This is a genomic window from Massilia luteola (assembly GCF_034420155.1).
Taxonomy (GTDB): Bacteria; Pseudomonadota; Gammaproteobacteria; order Burkholderiales; family Burkholderiaceae_D; genus Telluria; species Telluria luteola.
On sequence record NZ_JAXOFN010000001.1, the window covers coordinates 15,279 to 35,078 of the forward strand.

Consider the following 19,800-nt stretch of genomic DNA (forward strand, 5'->3'; position numbering starts at 1 on the left):
CACGGCAGCGGTGGTGTCGCGCGGGATCAAACCTCGCGCCGGAACTCTTCCAGGTGGCGCTCGATCTCAAACACATGCGGGTCGGGCTTGCCGAGTGCGCGCAGGGCCTTGGCCAGTTCCAGCAGGTATTCGCTGTTCGGTCCGCTCGGGCCGCGCGCGGTGGCGATCTGTAGCGCAATGTCGCGCTCACTCGCCGGGCCGAGGTAGGCCGCGTTCTCGTGCGTGGCGATGTAGACGAGCCCTTCGGCGCTGCCGCCGTCCTCGAAGCGGATGTCGGTCGCCAGCCGCAGGTAGCCGTTCTTTTCGCGGTAATCGAGGTGGGCGAATTCCTCGGGCGTGACGAGGTAGGCCATGCCGTGGCAGGTCGCGCCGGCATCCGGCACGAGCGTCACGACGCGGCCCGGCGCCGTCTCCGTGCCGCGGTGGTCGTGCGAGCCTTGCCAGAAGCGCCGGGTCCAGCCGCCGATGCTGGCGGGGCGCCGCTCGAGGTAGGGGAAGTCGGCCTTGAAGATGAGGGAGCCGTAGCCGAACAGCCAGACGCTGGCGTGCTTGTCGAACTTGCCCATGCGCCGGTTGATCGCGATGGTGTTATGGGACATCGATGACGGGAGGTTGCGTGGTAGAACCCGCATTCTAGCGCGGCCGCAGCGCGCCCGCGGGGTTGTCGGCCGCGCCGACCCAGTCGAACAGGAAGGCGATGAACGCGGCCGCCGCCGGCGACAGCGACCGCTGCTCGCGCGTGTAGACGAAGAAGCGGCGCGTCAATACCGGCGCGTCGAGCGGCAGCATGCGCAGGCCATGCAGCCGCACGAGCGGCGCGGCATAGGGCATGCAGACCGTGACGCCGAGGCCGGACGCGACCATGGCCAGCGCGGTCGTCATATACGTGACCTCGTGGGCCGGCCGCAGGGCGACGTCGCGCACATTGCCGGTGCGGATGTCGCTGCCGCCGTTGGTTCGGCCGTTGCTGCGGCCATCGCCGCCGCCGTTGCTGCGACCGTCGCGTTCGGCATCGCCCCCGTCGTCGCGCACGCCGTCATCCTTGCCGGCGCCACCGTCTTTGCCGCCGCCGTTTCGCCGTGCCATGTCCGCCAGCAGGCGCTCGGTGAACTGGCCGCGCAGCGAGATCAGCGGATGCGCGGCCAGGTCGCTCCAGCCGAGCCGGCTGTGCTTCGCCAGCGGGTGATCGTGCGGCACGACGGCTTCGAACGGCATCTCCATCAGCTCGCGCGCTTCCAGTTGCGGCGCGCCGTCGCGTTCCGGGCCGATGCCGAAATCCGTCTCGCCCGACAGCACGCGCGTCGTCACGGCCTCGACCGGCGAATCGGACAGGCTGATGCCGATGTCCGGGTAGCGCGTGCGCCAGGCGGCGATCACCTGCGGCAGCAGGGTGCAGGCCATCAACTGGGGCACGGCCACGCGTACGATGCCTTTCCTTAGTTGCGCTTGGTCCGCAATGTTCGCAAGCGCACGGTCGAGGTCGTCAATCATCTGGCTGAATAGGGGATACAGCTCGTTTCCCGTTTCGGTGACTGCGATACGCCGCGTATTGCGGTCGACGACACGGACGCCGAGAGTTTGTTCCAGCTCTTTGATCAAACCGGACAAAGCGGACTGTGTAACGTGCATGTACTGCGCGGCAAGCGTAAAGTTACCGGTCTTTGCCAGGGCAACGAAGGCGCGCATCTGGCGCAGGGTGGGATTCATCAGAAAGTCCGATAAATAGAGCGGAAAATATTGTTTGTATGATAGTCCGTTTTACTTTTTAATGGCGGAAACATTAAATCGTTGAAGGAAACGCCATGAAACTCGCTACCCTGAAGTCGGGCGGCCGCGACGGTACCCTCGTCGTCGTCAGCCGCGACCTGGTCACCTGCCAGGCCGTCCCCAAGATCGCCCGCACGTTGCAGCAGGCGCTGGACGACTGGGATCACGTCGCGCCGCGGCTGCTCCAGGTCTACGACCAGCTGAATGCCGGCACGGCCGCCGGGGCGGAATCCTTCATCGAGGCAGAGTGTGCCTCGCCGCTGCCGCGCGCCTTCCAGTGGGCGGACGGGTCGGCCTACATCAACCACGTGGAACTCGTGCGCAAGGCGCGCGGCGCCCAGGTGCCGCCGTCGTTCTACACGGACCCGTTGATGTACCAGGGCGGCTCGGATTCCTTCGTCGGCCCGTGCGATCCGATCGCCGTGCTGTCCGAGGAATGGGGCGTCGACCTGGAGGCCGAAGTCGCGGTCGTTACCGGCGACGTGCCGATGGGCGCGAGCATCGAGAAGGCGGCGCAGGCCATCCGCCTCGTCATGCTGGTCAACGACGTATCGCTGCGCAACCTGATCCCCAAGGAACTGGAAAAAGGCTTCGGCTTCTTCCAGTCCAAGCCGGCCAGCGCGTTCTCTCCGGTGGCCGTGACACCGGACGAGCTCGGCGATGCATGGCGCGACAGCAAGCTGTGCCTGCCGTTGCAGGTCACGCTGAACGACGCGCCGTTCGGGCGTCCGAATGCGGGCGACGACATGACGTTCAGCTTCGCGCAACTGATCGCGCACGCGGCGAAGACGCGCGAGCTCGGCGCCGGTTCCATCATCGGTTCCGGCACGGTGTCGAACAAGCAGGGCAGCCTGCACGGCTCGAGCATCGCCAACGGCGGCGTGGGTTATTGCTGCCTGGCCGAGCTGCGTATGTACGAAACGATCGAGCACGGGGCGCCCAGCACGCCGTTCCTGCGCTTCGGCGATACTGTCCGTATCGAGATGTTCGATGCCGACGGCGCCAGTGTCTTCGGCGCCATCGACCAGGAGGTTGCACACTATCACGGGAGGAAGGAATGAAGCTCTATACCTATTTCCGCAGTTCTGCCGCGTACCGGGTGCGTATCGCACTCAACCTCAAGGGGCTCGAGTACGATGCGGTTCCGGTGCACCTGTTGCGCGGTGGCGGCGAACAGCTGCAGGCGAACTACGTCAAGATGAATCCCAGCGGCCTCGTCCCCACCTTCCAGGACGATTACATCACGCTGACGCAGTCGATGGCGATCCTCGAATACCTGGAGGACGAGTACCCGGAGGTGCCGCTGCTGCCCAAGGATGCCGCCGGGCGCGCGCGCGCGCGCGAGCTGGCGCAGATTATCGCCTGCGACATCCATCCGGTGAACAACCTGCGCGTGCTGCGCTATCTCGTGAACGACCTCGGCCTGTCGGAAGAGGTCAAGACGCAGTGGTACCGCCACTGGCTGCTGGGCGGCCTCGACGTGCTGGAAAAGCACCTGGCGCGCGACCCCAGCGCGGGACCGCTGTGCCATGGCTATCTGCCGACCATCGCCGACTGCTTCCTCGTGCCGCAGGTGTTCAATGCGCAGCGCCAGGGCGTCGACATCGCGGCCTATCCGAACATCGCGCGCATCAACGCGGCGTGCGTGGAGATCCCGGCCTTCGTGGCGGCGCACCCGTCCCAGCAGCCGGACGCGGAATAGCGCGGACCGCGCGGCGGATCGGCGCGCCGCGCAGTCCGCCGCGGATGTCAGTGCCGCGTCTGCGACCCGGTCGTCGAGCGATCCGGCGCGGCCGGCGTCGAAATTTCTTCCAGCGTGTGGTCGATGCCGGCCGAATGCTTGGCCGCCATGTCGCCCAGCGAGACGATGCCGACCACCTCGTGCGACGCCGCGTCGACGACGGGCACGCGGCGGATCTGCACGTCGCCCATCTGGTCCAGCACCTCGTCCACCGACTGGTCGGGCGCGCAGGTGCGCACGTCGGTGCTCATCACGTCGCCCACGCGCGTCTGTCCCGGCGCCTGGCCGGCCGCCGTCGAGCGGACCGTGATGTCGCGGTCGGTGATCATGCCGACCAGCCTGGGGCCGTCCAGCACGGGAATGGACCCCACGTTCAGTTCGTCCATCATCTGCGCGGCGCGCTGCACGGTGTCCTGCGGCGAAATGCTTTGCACGTCGCGGGTCATCACATCCTGAATGGTCTGCATTTGAACCTCCTCGATACGTTCACACGGCGTTAAAACGGAGATGCATGATGCACGCATTCGCGCAGGTCGGACGCTACGTTGACTTGCGGAACAGCCCGTAAATGAAGGACTTGTGCGAACCCGGCTCGGCTACAATCTGCCCCTTTTCAACCTGGATCGATGCCATGCCGGACCACGCCATTTCCGCCGCCATTCCCCAGACCGTCATCGAAGCCCTGGCGCGCGCCGACACGTCCTGGCGCCCGCATCTCATGGCCGGCCTCGACGCGATGATGCGGGCCACGCCCGCCTATCTGCCGGACCTGGCGAACGATCATTACCTGCCGACGGCCGGCCGCCTGTTCGCCGCGTTCGCCCTGCCGCTGCCCGCCGTGCGCTATGTGCTGGTGGGCGAGGGCCCGTATCCGCGCGAAGAAAGCGCGACGGGCGTGTGCTTCATGGATGGCGCGGTCGGACCGCTGTGGTCGGACACGGGCCTGTCGAAGCCCGTCAACCGCGCGACGTCGCTGCGCAACTTCATGAAGATGCTGCTCGTGGCCGACGGCCAGCTGAGTCCGGACGACACGGGCGGCGCGGCACTGGCGCCCGTGGCGAAGGCGGCCGAGGCGAATGGTGCGATCCGGACGCTGGCCGAGCTGCAGGACAACCTGCTCGGCCACGGTTTCCTGTTGTTGAATGCGGCCCTCGTGTTCCGCAAGCACGTGCCTCCGGTGCAGGAAGCGCGCGCCTGGGTGCCGTTCCAGCGCGCCGTGTTCGCCGCGCTGGCGGCGCGGGCCGACAAGCCGACGCTGGTCCTGTGGGGCAAGATCGCCGAGCAGCTGAACAAGGTGCCGGAAACGGCCGGCTTTCCGCAGATCCACGCCGAGCACCCGTACAACCTGTCGTTCATTCGCCACGCGGGCATGCAGCAACTGTTCGGCCCGATGCATTTGCTGCACCGCCGCTAAAAGGGGGGCGCCAAGCAAAGGCTGGCGAAATACGCTATACTTGACTAAATCGATCAACTAATCAGGCTTTTCCGAATGTCCTCGAGGACAGATTAAAGCGTGACTGGTTGAAGAGAAGCAAGATTTTAACACTGTCTGGAAAACCAACCGGGGTTGTGATGCGTCTGACCACCAAAGGCCGTTTTGCTGTTACCGCGATGATCGATCTTGCCCTGCGCCAGGGCAATGGTCCGGTCACGCTGTCGGGCATCAGCCAGCGCCAGGCCATTTCGCTGTCCTATCTGGAGCAGTTGTTCGGCAAGCTGCGCCGGCACGAGATCGTCGAATCGGTGCGCGGCCCGGGCGGCGGCTACAGCCTGGCGCGTACGGCCGACAAGGTGACCGTCGCCGACATCATCATCGCCGTCGACGAGCCGATCGATGCGACCCAGTGCGGCGGCAAGGAAAACTGTCACGGCGCCGACGCTGCCAGCGGCACCCGCTGCATGACGCACGAGCTGTGGGCCACGCTGAATGCCAAGATGGTCGATTTCCTCGATTCCGTCACGCTGCAGGACCTCGTCGACCAGCAGAAGCAGAAAGAACAGAACGTCGTGGTGATGCACCGCCCCGCGCCGTCGGAAAATACTGAAGCTAAGCATATTGGAGTGAACTGATGAACGCGCCCTTGGACAAAAAAATCGAGCAGAGCTTCGCGACTGCGCCGCATTTCCCGATCTACATGGATTATTCGGCCACGACGCCGATCGACCCGCGCGTGGCGGACAAGATGATCCCGTACCTGCGCGAGCAGTTCGGCAACCCGGCCTCGCGCAGCCACGCGTACGGCTGGAGCGCCGAGGCGGCCGTCGAGGAAGCGCGCGCGCAGGTCGCGGCACTCGTTGGCGCCGATCCGCGCGAGATCATCTGGACCTCGGGCGCGACCGAGTCGAACAACCTCGCACTCAAGGGCGCCGCGCACTTCTACAAGTCGAAGGGCAAGCACATCATCACGGTCAAGACCGAGCACAAGGCCGTGCTGGACACCGTGCGCGAACTGGAACGCCAGGGCTTCGAGGCGACCTACCTGGAGCCGCAGGACAACGGCCTGATCTCGCTCGAGCAACTGGAAGCGGCGATCCGTCCGGATACGATCCTCGTGTCGGTGATGTTCGTGAATAACGAGATCGGCGTGATCCAGCCGATCAAGGAAATCGGTGAACTGTGCCGCAAGAAGGGCGTGATCTTCCACTCCGACGCCGCCCAGGCCACCGGCAAGGTGCACATCAACCTGGAAGAGCTCAAGGTCGACCTGATGACCTTCACGGCGCACAAGACGTATGGCCCGAAAGGCATCGGCGCGCTGTACGTGCGCCGCAAGCCGCGCGTGCGCCTGGAAGCGCAGATGCACGGCGGCGGCCACGAGCGCGGCCTGCGTTCGGGCACGCTGCCGACGCACCAGATCGTCGGCATGGGCGAAGCGTTCCGCATCGCCCGCGAAGAGATGGATGCCGAGACCGCGCGCGTGAAGGCGCTGCGCGACCGCCTGGCCAAGGGCCTGACGGAGATCGAGGAGGTCTACATCAACGGCGACATGGAACACCGCGTGCCGCACAACCTGAACGTGTCGTTCAACTTCGTCGAAGGCGAATCGCTGATCATGGCCATCAAGGACATCGCCGTGTCGTCCGGTTCGGCCTGCACGTCGGCCAGCCTGGAACCGTCGTACGTGCTGCGCGCCCTGGGCCGCAGCGATGAACTGGCGCACAGCTCGATCCGTTTCACCATCGGCCGCTTCACGACCGAAGAAGACATCGACTTCGCCGTCAACCTGCTGAAGTCCAAGGTCGGCAAGCTGCGCGAACTGTCGCCGCTGTGGGAAATGCACAAGGACGGCATCGACCTGAACTCGATCCAGTGGGCCGCCCACTAATTCACCGAACCGAACACGAAGGAGTACTACCATGGCATATTCCGACAAGGTCCTCGACCACTACGAAAACCCGCGCAACGTCGGCTCGTTCGACAAGAATTCCGACGACGTCGGCACCGGCATGGTCGGCGCGCCGGCCTGCGGCGACGTGATGAAACTGCAGATCAAGGTCAACGAAGCGGGCGTCATCGAAGACGCGAAATTCAAGACCTACGGCTGCGGTTCGGCGATCGCATCGAGCTCGCTCGTGACCGAATGGGTCAAGGGCAAGTCGCTGGACGAAGCGCTGTCCATCAAGAACACGCAGATCGCCGAAGAACTGGCGCTGCCGCCGGTGAAGATCCACTGCTCGATCCTGGCCGAAGACGCCATCAAGGCGGCCGTCGCCGACTACAAGCAGAAGCACGGCGCCGAAGAAGTCAAAGCCGCGTGATCGCACGTGGGCACGGGGTGCCCACCCTACGGCCACGACAATCGTCGTAGGGTGGGCTGCCCGAGCCCACCAAATGGCGACGGCGATCATCGCAGGGCGGCACCCGAGCGCACCAAATGACGACGGCGATCATCGTAGGGTGGGCATTTGAGGCCGGGGGCCTCAAATGAAACGAGCCCACCTTGGCGCACGCATACCGCAACATCGTATTCAAGCTGGAGATTTTTGAAATGGCTGTGACCCTGACCGAAAAGGCCGCAAAGCACATCAACCGTTACCTCGAGCGTCGGGGCAAGGGCGTGGGCCTGCGTTTCGGCGTGCGCACGACCGGCTGCTCCGGCCTGGCCTACAAGCTGGAATACGTCGACGAAGCCGCGACCGAGGACACGGTCTTCGAATCGCACGGCGTGAAAGTGTTCGTCGATCCCAAGAGCCTGCCGTACATCGACGGCACCGAGCTCGATTTCGCCCGCGAAGGCCTGAACGAAGGCTTCCGCTTCAACAACCCGAACGTCAAGGACAATTGCGGTTGCGGCGAAAGCTTCCGGATCTGACCGGGAGCACTCGATCGTGCAAAACCACTTCGAGCTGTTCCAGCTGCCCGCCAGGTTCGACGTCGACATGGAAGCGCTGGACAGCGCTTACCGCGAAGTCCAGGGCCGCGTCCATCCGGACCGCTTCGTGAATGCGAGCGATGCCGAAAAACGCGTCGCGATGCAATGGGCCACGCGCGCCAACGAGGCCCACCAGACGCTGAAGAATCCGATGCTGCGCGCGCGCTACCTGTGCGAGCTGAATGGCGTCGACCTGCAGACCGAGTCGAACACGGCGATGCCGATGGACTTCCTGATGGAGCAGATGGAGCTGCGCGAAGCCTTGTCCGACGCGCGCGCCGCGAAGGACGCGGGCGCCCTCGACGAGTTGGACGCGCGCGTGCGCGGCGAGCGCAAGCAGCGCCTGGCGCAGGTCGGCAAGCTGCTCGACGCCGGCGATTACAGCCAGGCGGCGCAGGGCGTGCGGGCGCTGATGTTCCTCGATAAATTCGGCGACGAATTGCATTACGCGTTCGAGGCGCTGGAGAGTTGAGGCGACGATAAACGGGACGAGCGCAATTTGCGACAGTATCCAACAAGAAGATTAGGTAACACGACCATGGCACTACTGCAGATCTCCGAACCCGGCATGTCGACCGCGCCGCACCAGCACCGGCTGGCGGTGGGCATCGACCTGGGTACCACCAATTCCCTCGTCGCGACCGTGCGCCACTCGATCCCGGAAGTGCTCTCCGACGACGACGGCCGCGCGCTGCTGCCATCGATCGTGCGCTACCTCCCGAACGGCCACGCCAACATCGGCTACAAGGCCATGGCGGCCCGCACCACCGATCCCAAGAACACCATCGTCTCCGTCAAGCGCTTCATGGGCCGCGGCCTGAAGGACATCGCCCACGTCGAGAACCTGCCGTACGATTTTGTCGATGCTCCGGGTATGGTGCAAGTGAAAACCGTGGCCGGCGTGAAGTCGCCCGTCGAAGTCTCCGCGCAGATCCTGGCCACCCTGCGCCAGACGGCCGAGGATGCCCTCGGCGATGAACTGGTCGGCGCCGTCATCACGGTGCCCGCGTATTTCGACGACGCCCAGCGCCAGGCGACCAAGGACGCGGCCCAGCTGGCCGGCCTGAACGTCCTGCGCCTGCTGTCCGAGCCGACGGCCGCCGCCATCGCCTATGGCCTCGACCACGGCAAGGAAGGCGTGTTCGCCGTGTACGACCTGGGCGGCGGCACGTTCGACATCTCGATCCTCAAGCTCTCCAAGGGCGTGTTCGAAGTGCTGTCCACGGGCGGCGATTCCGCGCTCGGCGGCGACGACTTCGACCAGCGCCTGTTCTGCCATATCACCCAGCAGGCCGGCCTCGCGCCGCTGTCCGAAGTCGACACCGCGACCTTGATGGTCAAGTCGCGCCAGGCCAAGGAACTGCTGTCGACGAACGAAGAGACGACGGTCGAGGCGATCCTGAAATCGGGCGAAGTGGTGCAGGTGACCGTCAGCGCGAAGACCTTCGCCGAGATCACCCAGCCGCTCGTCGCGAAGACGATGAACGCGGTACGCAAGGCGATGCGCGACGCGAACGTGTCCGTCGAGGACGTCGACGGCGTCGTGCTCGTCGGCGGCGCCACGCGCATGCCGCACATCCGCCGCGCCGTCGGCGATTTCTTCAAGACGATCCCGCACGCGAACATCGACCCGGACAAGGTCGTCGCGCTGGGCGCCGCCATCCAGGCGAATCTCCTGGCCGGCAACCGCGCGGCGGGCGACGACTGGCTGCTGCTGGACGTGATCCCGCTGTCGCTCGGCATCGAGACGATGGGCGGCCTGGTCGAGAAGATCATCCCGCGCAACTCGACGATCCCGTGCGCCCGCGCGCAGGAATTCACGACGTTCAAGGATGGCCAGACGGCCCTCGCCGTGCACGTGGTGCAGGGCGAGCGCGAGCTGGTGTCCGACTGCCGTTCGCTGGCGCGCTTCGAGCTGCGCGGCATCCCGCCGATGGCGGCCGGCGCGGCGCGCATCCGCGTCACGTACCAGGTCGACGCGGACGGCCTGCTGTCGGTGTCGGCGCGCGAAACCCGCTCCGGCGTGGAGGCGGCGATCACGGTGAAGCCGTCGTACGGCCTCGGCGACGACGAAGTGGCGCGCATGCTGCAGGACTCGTACAACTCGGCGCAGGTCGACATGGTCGCGCGCGCGCTGCGCGAGGAACAGGTCGAGGCCGAGCGCATCCTGCTGGCCACGCAGTCCGCGCTCGATACGGACGCCGACCTGCTGAGCGCCGAAGAACAGGACGCGATCGCGGCACTGGTGCAGGTCGTGCGCGACGCGGTGAAGCGTTCGAACGATGCGGACGTCGCGGTCGACTCGCGCCAGAACGTGCTGCACGACGCCGTGCAGGCGCTGGCGCACGGCACCGAGGAATTCGCCGCGCGGCGCATGGACAAGAGCGTGCGCAAGGTGTTGGCCGGCAAGACGCTGGATCAGGTATGAAACGCTTGGTGGGCACGGGGTGCCCACCCTACGTGCTACGCCAAGCAACGTCGTTCCCGCGCAGGCGGGAATCCCACGTACATTAAAGCAGCGTCGTTCCCGCGCAGGCGGGAACCCCACGTACATTAAAGCAGCGTCGTTCCCGCGCAGGCGGGAACCCAAGTTGAGCAGCAGGAATCGTATCGGTTGCGGCGTGACCGGCGTACCGATTTCGATCGCATGCATTGGGTCCCCGCCTGCGCGGGGACGACGGTTTGAAGGGCGCGGATAACATATCGGCCACGCCACAGAGCAAACAAATCGAAGAGGTCAATCAGTGCCACAAATCGTCATCCTCCCCCATCCCGTCTTCTGCCCCGAAGGCGCCGTGCTCGACGGCCAGAGCGGCAAGTCGATCTGCGACACGCTGCTCGAGAACGACATCGAGATCGAGCACGCCTGCGACCGCGTGTGCGCCTGCACCACCTGCCACGTGATCGTGCGCGAAGGCTTCGATTCGCTGAACGAGCAGGAAGAAAAGGAAGAGGACATGCTCGACAAGGCCTGGGGCCTGGAGCCGAACTCGCGCCTGTCCTGCCAGGCCATCATCGCCGACGAAGACCTCGTCGTCGAGATCCCGAAGTACACGATCAACCACGCAGCCGAGAACCATTGAGCGCGACGGAGGGTACCATGAAGTGGACCGATGTCACGGCCATCGCCGAGGCCTTGTACGAAACCTATCCGGACGTCGATCCGGCCACCGTGCGCTTCGTCGACCTGCATAACTGGGTCGTCGCGCTGGATGGCTTCGACGACGACCACGCGCGCGGCGGCGAGCGCGTTCTGGAAGCCATCCAGGCGGCATGGATCGATGAAGCAAGATAAAAAACCAGTCCCGACGATCTACGAACAGGCGCCGGAAATCAAGCCGGGCCAGTCGATCGAGCTGCTGAAGGAACTGCACATCCTCACGCGCGACGGCAAGCTGAATCAGGACAGCCGCCGCAAACTGAAGCAGGTCTACCACCTCGTCCAGTTCATCGAGCCGCTGCTCAAGGACGTCGAGGCCCAGAAGGACGGGCAGGGCGCGACCGTGGTCGACCACGGCGCCGGCAAGTCCTACCTCGGCTTCATCCTGTACGACCTGTTCTTCAAGGGACGCGAGAACGGTGGCCACATCTACGGCATCGAGACGCGCGAGGAACTCGTGCAGAAGTCTACCGAACTGGCCGCGCGCCTGGGCTTCCCGGGCATGTCGTTCCTGAACCTGTCGGTCGCGGAATCGACCGGGTCGGACAAGCTGCCGGCCACGATCGACGTCGTGACGGCACTCCATGCCTGCAACACGGCGACGGACGACGCCATCGATTTCGCGCTGAAGAAGCAGGCCAGGCACATCGTGCTGGTGCCGTGCTGCCAGGCCGAAGTCGCGACCGTGCTGCGCAAGAACAAAGGCCGCGACCTGGGCCGCAGCGCCCTGACCGAGATCTGGCGCCATCCGATCCACACGCGCGAATTCGGCAGCCAGATCACCAACGTGCTGCGCTGCCTGCAACTGGAAGCGCACGGTTACCAGGTCACCGTGACGGAACTGGTGGGCTGGGAACACTCGATGAAGAACGAGCTGATCGTCGCCACGTACAAGAACCTGCCGCGCCGCCGGCCCGCCGAGCGCCTGCAGCAGGTACTGGCCGAAGTCGGGCTGGAAGAACTCTCCCCGCGTTTCTACTCAGGCCAGCCAGCGTCACAAGCGCAGGCCGCCGAATCAACGACCGATTGATGCCCACACCATGAGCGAACAACCAGACCGCTGGATCGACCTGCGCAGCGACACCGTCACCCAACCGTCCGCCGCGATGCGCGCCGCGATGGCCGGCGCACCCGTCGGCGACGACGTCTACGGCGACGACCCCACCGTCAACCGCCTGCAGGATTTCGCGGCCGAGCTGTTCGGTTTCGAGGCCGGCCTGTTCGCGCCGAGCGGCACGCAGACGAACCTGATCGCGCTGATGACGCATTGCGGCCGCGGCGACGAATACCTCGTCGGCCAGGAAGCGCACACGTACAAGTACGAAGGCGGCGGCGCGGCGGTACTGGGCAGCATCCAGCCGCAGCCGATCGCCAACCAGCCGGACGGCTCGATCGCCATCACCGATATCGCCGCGTACATCAAGCCGGACGACATGCACTTCGCGCGCACGCGCGTGCTGGCGCTGGAAAACACGATCGGCGGCCGCGTGCTGCCGCAGGACTACGTCAAGGCCGCGACGGATTTCGCGCATGCGCGCGGTCTCGTCACGCACCTGGACGGTGCCCGGATCTGCAACGCGGCCGTCAAGCAGGGGTTGAGCCTGCGCGCGGCGGCGGCCGGTTTCGATACCGTGTCGGTGTGCCTGTCGAAAGGGCTCGGCGCGCCGGTCGGCTCCGTGCTGCTCGGTCCCCGGGCCTTCATCGAGCAGGGCAAGCGCTGGCGCAAGATGCTGGGCGGCGGCATGCGGCAAGCCGGCGTCATCGCGGCCGCCGCGCACTACGCGCTGGAACATAACGTCGAGCGCCTCGCCGACGATCACCAGAACGCGGCGGACCTGGCGGCCGGCCTCGCGCGCATCGAACCCCTGCGCGTGACGGCGCCGCAGACGAACATCTTCTACGTCGAGATCCCGGACGCCGCGTGCGCGCCGTTGCGCGAGGCGCTGGCGCGCCAGGGCATCCGCGCGTCGATCGGCCCGCACACGCGCCTCGTCACGCACCTGGACGTATCACGCGCCGACGTGAAGAACACCGTCGCCTTGTTCGAAGCATTCTTCCGCGACTGGAAAGCACAATGACCGACGAAGGAATCCGCCTCGCCAAGCGCGTGGCCGAAGTGGTGCCGTGCTCGCGCGCCGAGGCCGAACGCTATATCGCGGGCGGCTGGGTGACGGTCGACGGCGTCGTCGTCGAAGACCCGGCCACGCGCGTGACGGCGCCGCAAACCGTCGCGCTGCTGGCCGGCGCCGAGCCGGTCGACGTGGCGCCCGTGACGATCCTGCTGCACAAGCCGGCCGGCGTCGACGCGGCCGGCGCGCTGGCGCTGATCGCACCGGAGACGCTGGCCGCGACGGCGGGCACGCGCTTCCTGCGCCGGCACCTGGCGCGGCTGTCCATCGTCACGCCGCTGGAACCGGAAGCGAGCGGCCTGCTCGTGCTGAGCCAGGACTGGCGCGTGACCCGCAAGCTGGTCGAGGACGGCGCGCGCATCGAACAGGAATACGTGGCCGAGGTGACGGGCGCCATCGCGGACGACGGATTGTCCCGCCTGAATGGCAGCATGCGCGTGCAGGGCAGGGCGACCGTGCCGCTGAAGGCCAGCTGGCAGAGCGAGGCGCGGCTGCGCATGGCCGGCAAGGACATCCGCCCGGGCCAGGTCGCGGCCATGTGCGCCGAGGTCGGGCTCACGGTCAAATCGCTGCGGCGGCTGCGCGTGGGCCGCGTGGCGCTCGGCGCGCTGCCGAACGGGCGCTGGCGCTATCTGCTCGAGACCGAACGCTTCTGACTTGCCGGAAAGGCAACGCCTCCTGTACACTGCGCCGCGCGCATCCGGCGCGACAGAGAGGATCGATGGATGAAGTTCAGTAAGCTGCTTCTGCCCGTGCTGATGCTGTGGGCGGGGACCGTTCTTGCGGCGGGCGTCGACCCGCTGACGGCCGATATCGACGCGCGCGACGCGCTGCGTTTCGCGAATCTCATGAAGGACGGCGCCGTGCCGACGGCCGACGCCCTGCAGCGCGGTTATCTGGACGGGGCCGGACCCGGCGTGAAGATCTTCACCCCGGCGCCGCGCATCATCGATGCGCAACGCCTGGCGAAGGCGGTCGCCGCCAGGCCCGACACCTACCGCTATGCGATCCGCGAATGCCTGCCGCAGTTGCCGGCCCTGCGCGGCGACCTGCGCGCGATCTACCTCGCGTTTGCCGGCCTGCTGCCGGAGCGTCCGCTGCCTGCCATCGACGTCGTCTTCGGCGCCAACTCGTCGGGCGGCACCGCCAGCAACGACACGCAGGTGATCGGCCTGGAGGTGACGTGCCCGCCCGGTACCACGCCCGAACAGTTCCGCACCACGATGCGCGGCTTCTTCGCGCACGAGACGGTGCACACCTGGCAGGACGACGAAACGCCGGCGGCGCTGGCCGATCTCCTGCTGAGCCAAGCCTTGCGCGAGGGCGTCGCCGACTATCTCGCGACGCTGGTCACGGGCACGATCCCGCATCTGGACCGCGACGCCTGGGCGCGCCCGCAGGAAGCGCGGTTGTGGCGCGCGTTCCAGCGCGACCGCGCGGCCATCCGCGGCAGCGGCGGCGGCGTGGACAAGCTGGTCGCCAGTCCCCACTTCCGGCGCTGGTTCGCGAACTGCGGTGCCGCGCCCGAAGGATGGCCTTGCGAGGCCGGCTACTGGGTCGGCATGCGCATCGCCGAAGCGTATTTGGCGCGTTCCGCCGACAAGCGCGCCGCGATGCGCGAACTGATCGAGTTGCGGGACCCGGACGCGATCCTCAGGGCGAGCGGCTATGGCGGGCAAGGCGCTCAGGCCACGAAGCCCGCGTCGGCCCCGACGAGGTAAGCCGCCGGTGCCGCGCAACTGGGCGCGACGGTCGATTTCGTCACCACCGCGCTGAAGGCGCATGGCGCCCCGGTCGCGGAAGCCTGGCGGGTCAGTCGCCGGTCCTGGCGGCCGCCGCGATCAGGTTGTCGCGCAGGTGCACGACGGCCTTTTGCAGGGCCGGGAATTCTTCCGGACCCAGGCCCGATGCGGCCACCGTCTGCTTGCCGAAGCCCAGTCCCCGTTCGCGCAGCGCGCGGCCCGCGTCGGTGAGGGAGAGGCGGACGTTGCGCTCGTCTTCCTTGTCGCGCTCGCGGTGCACATAGCCCATGCCTTCCAGCCGCTTGAGCATGGGCGTGACCGTGCTCGGTTCGAGGAACAGTTTTTCGCTCAGGCTCTTCACCGTCTGGTTGTCTTCTTCCCACAGCGCGATGATGGCCATGTATTGCGGATAGGTGAGCCCCAGCGCGTCCAGCACGGGCTTGTACACGCGCGAATACGCGAGGTTGGTCGAATAGATGGCGAAGCACATGAAGTCCGCCATGCGGGCGGCCTTGGCGCGGGTATCGTTGTCGTTAGGCATGAGTATCGAGAAAATTATCGTGATAACGATTATCGTACTTGAAATTGGCGGAACGCGCTGCTAGACTTTGCGAAAATAATTACTTCGATAACCATTATTTCGATAGCCAACAACGGAGCCAACGATGAAACTGTACGACGCCGCCATCTCGTCCGCCGCCGCGCGGGTCCGTATCGCTCTTGCGCTGAAAAGCCTCGCCGTGGAGCGCATCCCCGTCGAGATCGTCGGCGCCGGTGCGGAGAACCGCCGGCCGGCCTACCTGGACGTGAATCCGCAAGGCCTCGTGCCCGCGCTGCTGACGGACGACGGCGTGCTGCTGACCCAATCGCTGGCGATCGTCGAATACCTGGACGAGGTCTTCCCGCAACCGCCGCTGCTGCCGCCCGACGCGGCGACGCGGGCCTGGGTGCGGGCGTTCGTGCTGGCCGTGCTGGCCGAGACGCATGCGATCGTGACGCCGCGCGTGATAAACCGTTTATCCAGTTTGCCGGGCGCCGACGAGACGACCGCGCCGGCCTGGCGCCGCCACTGGACGGAAGAGGGCATCGATGCGCTGGAAGCCCTGCTGGCGCGCCGCCACGCGGCGGCGCCCAGCCGTTTCTGCGTGGGCGACGCGCCCGGCCTGGCGGACGTCTTCCTGTTCCCGCAGGCGCTGAATGCCGGCCGCGTGGGCCTGCCGTTGGCGCGCTGGCCGCACGTCGAGGCGATCGCGGTGCGGCTCGCGGAGATTCCCGCGTTTCGGGATAACGCGCAGGCCATATTGCAGCGCTAGGGTGAGGCGAGTGATGCCGGGGCGTCAATCACGTGCCCACGGTGCACGACGACACCGCCGGTTCAGCCGCGGCCACCGAGAAATCGCAGGGTGGGCGGCCCCCGCCCACGGTGCACGGCCGCAGTCCGTCATCGGGACAGCGTCAGCCGCGCTTCCAGTCCGCCCTCGGGCCGGTTGTTCAAGGTGAGCGTGCCGCCTAGGCTCCCCGCCAGCTGGCGCGCGATGGCGAGGCCCAGGCCGGTGCCGCCCGTGTCGCGGTTGCGCGACGCCTCCAGCCGGAAGAATGGCTCGAACACGGTCTCCAGCTGTTCGGCGGGGATGCCCGGACCGTCGTCCAGCACGCGCACGAGCACCGCGCCCTGGCTGTCGCGGCCGACGACGATGTCCGCGCTGCCGCCGTAGCGCAGCGCGTTGTCGACGAGGTTGCCGACGATGCGGCGCAGCGCCTTCGGGCGCGTCTGCACCGGCGTGCCGATGCGGCCTTCCAGCTGCACGGCGCTGCCGGCGTCGCGGTAGTCCAGCACGAGGCTGTCCAGCTGGGCGTCGAGGTCGATGGCGCGCGCCGGTTCCCGTTCGCCGTGCATGGCGCGCGCATAGCCGATGCCGTCCTTGACGAGTCCCTGCAGTTCGTCGAGGTCGGCGCGCAGTTTCGGCTGCTGGGCCTCGTCGTCCATCAGGTCCACGCGCAGGCGCATGCGGGTGATCGGCGTCTGCAGGTCGTGCGAGATGGCGGCCAGGATGCGCACGCGCTCGTCGACATAGGCGGCGATGCGGCGCTGCATGGCGTTGAACGCGCGCGCCGAACGCAGGACTTCGGACGGTCCGCGTTCCGGCAGTTCGACGGGACGCAGGTCGGGGCCGAGCGCGTCGGCCGCCTCGGCCAGCGCGCGCAGCGGCCGCACGGCCTGGCGCACCGCGAGCCAGCAGCACGCGGCGAGGATCGCCAGCTGCGCGGCCAGCACGTACGGCAGCCACGGCGACAGCGGCACGCCGCGCATCGGCTGCACGTCGATGGTCAGCGGCGACCCGTCGGACAGGCGCAGGTGGACCTGCATGCGGCCGTTGTCGCCGAGGCCGTTCACGGTGAGCGGGTAGCTGCGCCCGATGCCTTGCGCGATCGAGCTCGCGATCTGGGCGGACAGCTTCTCGTCCGGCATCGCGCCTGTCGTTTCGCCCGGGCCGAGGATGAAGCGGTAGCTGCGCCGCGCGAGGCGGGGCAGCCAGGCCGGGCGCTCGGCCGCCGGCAGCAGGTCGAGCAGGGCGACGGCGCTCGCGACCTCGCGTTCCACATAGCCCATCATCAGCTGCGTCGTGGCCTGGTCGCGCTCCGTGAACGTGAGTGCCACCGACAGGCCCTGCGCCAGCGCGAGCCCCGCGAACAGGATCAATGCCAGGCGTGCGTACAGGCTGCGCGGCCATGGACCGGACCACCGCGCGTTCATGCCGTCCGGCCTTCCAGGATCGTCACGTCGGACGAGAACACATAGCCCTCGTTGCGCAGCGTCTTGATGTAGCGGGGCTCGCGCGCGCCGTCGCCCAGGCGCTGGCGCAGGCGGCTCACGAGCAGGTCGATCGAGCGGTCGAAGAATTCGGCGTCGTTGCCGTGCGTGAGACCCATCAGCTGGTCGCGCGACAGCACGCGCTGTGGGTGGTCGAGGAACACGCGCAGCAGCCGGTATTCGGCGCCGCTCATCGCGACCTCGACGCCGTCCGCATCGAGCAGGTGGCGGCCGACCGTGTCGAGGCGCCAGTCGCCGAACGCGAGCAGTTTCGCGGCCTCCGTCACCTGCAGGTTCGGCGGCAGCATGCGCGTGCGGCGCAGCACGGCGCGGATGCGGGCCAGCAGTTCGCGCACGGCGAACGGCTTCGGCACATAGTCGTCGGCGCCGAGTTCCAGGCCGACGATGCGGTCGGTCTCGTCGTCGCGCGCCGTCAGCATCACGATCGGGACCGCGCGGTGCTTCCCGGCGCGCAGTTCGCGGCACAGGGTCAGGCCGTCCTCGCCGGGCATCATGATGTCGAGCAGGATCAGGTCGGGCGCTGCGTGCATCAGCGCGTTCTTCATCTCGCGGCCGTTGGCGGCCAAGGTCACGCGCAGGCCCTGCTTTTCCAGATAGGCGCCGACCAGTTCGCGGATGCCGCGGTCGTCGTCGACGACCAGGACGTGGTCGTTCTCGTTCATGTTGTCTCCTTCGGTGGTTGCGGAGGTAATGTAGCGCGGCGTACCGGCGTCATTATGTCCGAATGTGTCGGGGCCGGGCCAGGACACATGGCCTGACAAAAACGGGAGGTTGCGGACACATCGCGCACACATCGCGGGCGTCCAATGGAGTCTCACAAAACAAGGAGGCTCCCATGACCCATGCGATCGAATCCCCGCTTGCGCTGCTGGCCGGCCTGGCCACGGTGGCGTCCCCGTGCGTGCTGCCCGTGCTGCCGTTCCTGCTCGGCGCGACCGTCGACAAGGTGGACGGCGCGCGCCGCCGGCGGCCGCTTTTGATCGTGGCCGGCTTCGTGCTGTCGTTCTCGGCGTTCGCGCTGGCGCTGGGCGCCGTGTCGAGCGCCGCGCAACTGGCGCAGGAAACGCTGCGCAACGCGGCCATCGTGCTGCTGGGCGTGTCGGGCCTGCTGCGCATCTGGCCGCGGCCGTGGGACCTGCTCGTCGGATACGTCCGTCCCGTTTGGGCGCGGCTGCGCGGCGTCCGCGCCGACGCGGTGCCGAAGCAGAGTGGGGCGTTCGTGCTGGGCCTGTCGCTGGGTGCCGTGTGGACGCCGTGCGCCGGCCCGGTGCTCGCATCGATCCTCGCGCTCGTCGTGCAGGCGCACGATCCGGCCAGGGCCGTGCGGCTCGTCGGCCTGTATGCGCTGGGCGCGGCGCTGCCGATGCTGGCGCTGATCCACGGCGGCCAGGCCATCGTCCAGCGTGTGCGCGGCGTCGCCCGCCATGCGGTGGCGCTGCAGCGCGCATTCGGCGTGCTCGTGCTGGCCAGCGCGGCCGCGATCTGGTTCCAGGTCGACACGCAGCTCGCCGCCCATATCCCTTCCATTTTCCCGACCATCTAAGGAGTTCGCCATGAAATACGCCATCCGTTCCCTCGCCGCCGCCGTCGTCGCCATCGCCGCCGTGAGCGCGCACGCCGCCCCCGCGCCGGAATTCGCGGGCATCGACAACTGGATCAACAGCGCGCCGCTCAGCATGCAGCAACTGCGCGGCAAGGTGGTGCTCGTGGATTTCTGGACGTATGACTGCATCAACTGCCAGCACGTGCTGCCGTACGTGAAAGGCTGGCACCAGAAGTACAAGGACCAGGGGCTCGTCGTCGTCGGCGTGCACACGCCGGAATACGGCTTCGAGCGCAACCTGAACAACCTCAGGACGGCCGTGCAGCGCAACGGGATAACGTTTCCGGTCGCGCAGGACAACCGGTATGCCACGTGGAGCGCGTACAACAACCAGTTCTGGCCCGCGTTCTACCTCGTCGACAAGAAGGGGGCCGTCGTGTACACGCACTTCGGCGAAGGCGATTATGCGCAGACCGAGGCGACGATCCGCAAGCTGCTGGCCGCGCCCTGAA

At 67.0% G+C, this 19,800-nt stretch carries 24 protein-coding genes; 18 read left to right on the forward strand and 6 right to left on the reverse strand.

Going from position 1 to position 19,800, the window contains the following annotated elements:
• Nucleotides 1-26: 26 nt before the first annotated feature.
• Both U9J41_RS00080 and U9J41_RS00085 read right to left on the reverse strand, forming a co-directional pair.
• Complete coding sequence (locus U9J41_RS00080; RefSeq protein ID WP_322399575.1) at nt 27-599, reverse strand: gamma-glutamylcyclotransferase; 573 nt, start codon at nt 597-599, stop codon at nt 27-29.
• A gap of 34 nt (nt 600-633) precedes the next feature.
• Nucleotides 634-1,707: a LysR family transcriptional regulator gene (locus U9J41_RS00085; RefSeq protein WP_425259779.1), complete on the reverse strand. Its 1,074-nt coding sequence runs from the start codon at nt 1,705-1,707 to the stop codon at nt 634-636.
• Between the two features lie 95 nt (nt 1,708-1,802).
• Between U9J41_RS00085 and U9J41_RS00095 the strand changes: the two genes are divergently transcribed.
• Together U9J41_RS00095 and maiA (U9J41_RS00100) are read left to right on the forward strand one after the other, a co-directional pair.
• Nucleotides 1,803-2,828 carry a fumarylacetoacetate hydrolase family protein gene (locus U9J41_RS00095; protein WP_322399576.1) on the forward strand — a complete coding sequence of 342 codons (1,026 nt, stop codon included), beginning with the start codon at nt 1,803-1,805 and terminating at the stop codon, nt 2,826-2,828.
• Entirely contained in the window at nt 2,825-3,469 is a 645-nt protein-coding gene (gene maiA / locus U9J41_RS00100; RefSeq protein WP_322399577.1) for a maleylacetoacetate isomerase, read from the forward strand. Before U9J41_RS00095 ends, maiA (U9J41_RS00100) begins: the two co-directional genes overlap by 4 nt.
• Nucleotides 3,470-3,516: 47 nt before the next feature.
• On the opposite strand, the gene U9J41_RS00105 is transcribed toward maiA (U9J41_RS00100), so the two are convergent.
• Entirely contained in the window at nt 3,517-3,975 is a 459-nt protein-coding gene (locus tag U9J41_RS00105; RefSeq protein ID WP_322399578.1) for a CBS domain-containing protein, read from the reverse strand.
• 164 nt (nt 3,976-4,139) lie between these two features.
• Here U9J41_RS00105 and U9J41_RS00110 point away from each other — a divergent pair, with 164 nt between their 5' ends.
• The 13 genes from U9J41_RS00110 to U9J41_RS00170 all read left to right on the forward strand — a co-directional run bounded on the left by U9J41_RS00110 (nt 4,140) and on the right by U9J41_RS00170 (nt 14,891).
• Nucleotides 4,140-4,922 carry a uracil-DNA glycosylase family protein gene (locus U9J41_RS00110; protein ID WP_322399579.1) on the forward strand — a complete coding sequence of 261 codons (783 nt, stop codon included), beginning with the start codon at nt 4,140-4,142 and terminating at the stop codon, nt 4,920-4,922.
• Nucleotides 4,923-5,080: 158 nt separating this feature from the next.
• Entirely contained in the window at nt 5,081-5,578 is a 498-nt protein-coding gene (iscR, locus tag U9J41_RS00115) for a Fe-S cluster assembly transcriptional regulator IscR (RefSeq protein ID WP_056442087.1), read from the forward strand.
• The gene (locus tag U9J41_RS00120) at nt 5,578-6,834 is read left to right on the forward strand and encodes an IscS subfamily cysteine desulfurase (RefSeq protein ID WP_056442090.1); all 1,257 of its coding nucleotides are present in this window, start codon (nt 5,578-5,580) and stop codon (nt 6,832-6,834) included. Before iscR ends, U9J41_RS00120 begins: the two co-directional genes overlap by 1 nt.
• A gap of 31 nt (nt 6,835-6,865) precedes the next feature.
• Nucleotides 6,866-7,267, forward strand: a complete 402-nt coding sequence (gene iscU, locus U9J41_RS00125) for a Fe-S cluster assembly scaffold IscU (RefSeq protein ID WP_056442092.1) — start codon at nt 6,866-6,868, stop codon at nt 7,265-7,267.
• Nucleotides 7,268-7,497: 230 nt separating this feature from the next.
• Nucleotides 7,498-7,821 (forward strand): iron-sulfur cluster assembly protein IscA, encoded by a 324-nt coding sequence (gene iscA / locus U9J41_RS00130; RefSeq protein ID WP_056442094.1) that lies wholly within the window; start codon nt 7,498-7,500, stop codon nt 7,819-7,821.
• A gap of 16 nt (nt 7,822-7,837) precedes the next feature.
• The gene (gene hscB / locus U9J41_RS00135) at nt 7,838-8,353 is read left to right on the forward strand and encodes a Fe-S protein assembly co-chaperone HscB (protein WP_322399580.1); all 516 of its coding nucleotides are present in this window, start codon (nt 7,838-7,840) and stop codon (nt 8,351-8,353) included.
• A 66-nt stretch (nt 8,354-8,419) separates the two neighbouring features.
• Nucleotides 8,420-10,309 carry a Fe-S protein assembly chaperone HscA gene (gene hscA, locus U9J41_RS00140; protein WP_322399581.1) on the forward strand — a complete coding sequence of 630 codons (1,890 nt, stop codon included), beginning with the start codon at nt 8,420-8,422 and terminating at the stop codon, nt 10,307-10,309.
• Between the two features lie 316 nt (nt 10,310-10,625).
• Nucleotides 10,626-10,964 carry an ISC system 2Fe-2S type ferredoxin gene (gene fdx / locus U9J41_RS00145; RefSeq protein ID WP_036230756.1) on the forward strand — a complete coding sequence of 113 codons (339 nt, stop codon included), beginning with the start codon at nt 10,626-10,628 and terminating at the stop codon, nt 10,962-10,964.
• A 17-nt stretch (nt 10,965-10,981) separates the two neighbouring features.
• Nucleotides 10,982-11,176, forward strand: a complete 195-nt coding sequence (gene iscX / locus U9J41_RS00150; protein WP_056442104.1) for a Fe-S cluster assembly protein IscX — start codon at nt 10,982-10,984, stop codon at nt 11,174-11,176.
• A complete protein-coding gene (locus U9J41_RS00155) occupies nt 11,163-12,071 on the forward strand; it encodes a class I SAM-dependent methyltransferase (RefSeq protein WP_322399582.1) in 909 nt (302 codons plus the stop codon). Before iscX ends, U9J41_RS00155 begins: the two co-directional genes overlap by 14 nt.
• Nucleotides 12,072-12,081: 10 nt before the next feature.
• The gene (ltaE, locus tag U9J41_RS00160) at nt 12,082-13,119 is read left to right on the forward strand and encodes a low-specificity L-threonine aldolase (protein WP_322399583.1); all 1,038 of its coding nucleotides are present in this window, start codon (nt 12,082-12,084) and stop codon (nt 13,117-13,119) included.
• Nucleotides 13,116-13,826: an RNA pseudouridine synthase gene (locus U9J41_RS00165; RefSeq protein ID WP_322399584.1), complete on the forward strand. Its 711-nt coding sequence runs from the start codon at nt 13,116-13,118 to the stop codon at nt 13,824-13,826. Before ltaE ends, U9J41_RS00165 begins: the two co-directional genes overlap by 4 nt.
• A 69-nt stretch (nt 13,827-13,895) precedes the next feature.
• Nucleotides 13,896-14,891: a DUF2268 domain-containing putative Zn-dependent protease gene (locus U9J41_RS00170; protein WP_322399585.1), complete on the forward strand. Its 996-nt coding sequence runs from the start codon at nt 13,896-13,898 to the stop codon at nt 14,889-14,891.
• Between the two features lie 91 nt (nt 14,892-14,982).
• Here U9J41_RS00170 and U9J41_RS00175 read toward each other — a convergent pair whose 3' ends face one another.
• Nucleotides 14,983-15,453, reverse strand: coding sequence for a MarR family winged helix-turn-helix transcriptional regulator (locus U9J41_RS00175; RefSeq protein ID WP_322399586.1), 471 nt, complete (start codon nt 15,451-15,453; stop codon nt 14,983-14,985).
• 124 nt (nt 15,454-15,577) lie between these two features.
• Here U9J41_RS00175 and maiA (U9J41_RS00180) point away from each other — a divergent pair, with 124 nt between their 5' ends.
• Nucleotides 15,578-16,225, forward strand: coding sequence for a maleylacetoacetate isomerase (gene maiA, locus U9J41_RS00180; protein WP_322399587.1), 648 nt, complete (start codon nt 15,578-15,580; stop codon nt 16,223-16,225).
• Nucleotides 16,226-16,353: 128 nt separating this feature from the next.
• Here the strand turns inward: maiA (U9J41_RS00180) and U9J41_RS00185 are convergent, their stop codons facing one another.
• Both U9J41_RS00185 and U9J41_RS00190 read right to left on the reverse strand, forming a co-directional pair.
• Nucleotides 16,354-17,667 (reverse strand): ATP-binding protein, encoded by a 1,314-nt coding sequence (locus U9J41_RS00185; RefSeq protein ID WP_322399588.1) that lies wholly within the window; start codon nt 17,665-17,667, stop codon nt 16,354-16,356.
• Nucleotides 17,664-18,407: a response regulator gene (locus U9J41_RS00190; protein ID WP_322399589.1), complete on the reverse strand. Its 744-nt coding sequence runs from the start codon at nt 18,405-18,407 to the stop codon at nt 17,664-17,666. The genes U9J41_RS00185 and U9J41_RS00190 overlap by 4 nt, the downstream gene beginning before the upstream one ends.
• Before the next feature lie 173 nt (nt 18,408-18,580).
• Here U9J41_RS00190 and U9J41_RS00195 point away from each other — a divergent pair, with 173 nt between their 5' ends.
• Nucleotides 18,581-19,288 (forward strand): cytochrome c biogenesis CcdA family protein, encoded by a 708-nt coding sequence (locus U9J41_RS00195; protein ID WP_322399590.1) that lies wholly within the window; start codon nt 18,581-18,583, stop codon nt 19,286-19,288.
• 10 nt (nt 19,289-19,298) lie between these two features.
• The gene (locus tag U9J41_RS00200) at nt 19,299-19,799 is read left to right on the forward strand and encodes a thioredoxin family protein (protein WP_322399591.1); all 501 of its coding nucleotides are present in this window, start codon (nt 19,299-19,301) and stop codon (nt 19,797-19,799) included.
• Nucleotide 19,800 lies beyond the last annotated feature (1 nt).

Coding starts and splice junctions, on each gene's coding strand:
- U9J41_RS00195 (WP_322399590.1), top strand. CDS start 18,581: ATGACCCATGCGATCGAATCCCCGCTTGCGCTGCTGGCCGGCCTGGCC.
- U9J41_RS00200 (WP_322399591.1), top strand. CDS start 19,299: ATGAAATACGCCATCCGTTCCCTCGCCGCCGCCGTCGTCGCCATCGCC.
- iscU (WP_056442092.1), top strand. CDS start 6,866: ATGGCATATTCCGACAAGGTCCTCGACCACTACGAAAACCCGCGCAAC.
- U9J41_RS00120 (WP_056442090.1), top strand. CDS start 5,578: ATGAACGCGCCCTTGGACAAAAAAATCGAGCAGAGCTTCGCGACTGCG.
- ltaE (WP_322399583.1), top strand. CDS start 12,082: ATGAGCGAACAACCAGACCGCTGGATCGACCTGCGCAGCGACACCGTC.
- iscR (WP_056442087.1), top strand. CDS start 5,081: ATGCGTCTGACCACCAAAGGCCGTTTTGCTGTTACCGCGATGATCGAT.
- U9J41_RS00175 (WP_322399586.1), bottom strand. CDS start 15,453: ATGCCTAACGACAACGATACCCGCGCCAAGGCCGCCCGCATGGCGGAC.
- U9J41_RS00080 (WP_322399575.1), bottom strand. CDS start 599: ATGTCCCATAACACCATCGCGATCAACCGGCGCATGGGCAAGTTCGAC.
- maiA (WP_322399587.1), top strand. CDS start 15,578: ATGAAACTGTACGACGCCGCCATCTCGTCCGCCGCCGCGCGGGTCCGT.
- U9J41_RS00110 (WP_322399579.1), top strand. CDS start 4,140: ATGCCGGACCACGCCATTTCCGCCGCCATTCCCCAGACCGTCATCGAA.
- U9J41_RS00085 (WP_425259779.1), bottom strand. CDS start 1,707: ATGAATCCCACCCTGCGCCAGATGCGCGCCTTCGTTGCCCTGGCAAAG.
- U9J41_RS00155 (WP_322399582.1), top strand. CDS start 11,163: ATGAAGCAAGATAAAAAACCAGTCCCGACGATCTACGAACAGGCGCCG.
- U9J41_RS00095 (WP_322399576.1), top strand. CDS start 1,803: ATGAAACTCGCTACCCTGAAGTCGGGCGGCCGCGACGGTACCCTCGTC.
- iscA (WP_056442094.1), top strand. CDS start 7,498: ATGGCTGTGACCCTGACCGAAAAGGCCGCAAAGCACATCAACCGTTAC.
- U9J41_RS00165 (WP_322399584.1), top strand. CDS start 13,116: ATGACCGACGAAGGAATCCGCCTCGCCAAGCGCGTGGCCGAAGTGGTG.
- U9J41_RS00170 (WP_322399585.1), top strand. CDS start 13,896: ATGAAGTTCAGTAAGCTGCTTCTGCCCGTGCTGATGCTGTGGGCGGGG.
- iscX (WP_056442104.1), top strand. CDS start 10,982: ATGAAGTGGACCGATGTCACGGCCATCGCCGAGGCCTTGTACGAAACC.
- maiA (WP_322399577.1), top strand. CDS start 2,825: ATGAAGCTCTATACCTATTTCCGCAGTTCTGCCGCGTACCGGGTGCGT.
- hscA (WP_322399581.1), top strand. CDS start 8,420: ATGGCACTACTGCAGATCTCCGAACCCGGCATGTCGACCGCGCCGCAC.
- U9J41_RS00105 (WP_322399578.1), bottom strand. CDS start 3,975: ATGCAGACCATTCAGGATGTGATGACCCGCGACGTGCAAAGCATTTCG.
- U9J41_RS00190 (WP_322399589.1), bottom strand. CDS start 18,407: ATGAACGAGAACGACCACGTCCTGGTCGTCGACGACGACCGCGGCATC.
- U9J41_RS00185 (WP_322399588.1), bottom strand. CDS start 17,667: ATGAACGCGCGGTGGTCCGGTCCATGGCCGCGCAGCCTGTACGCACGC.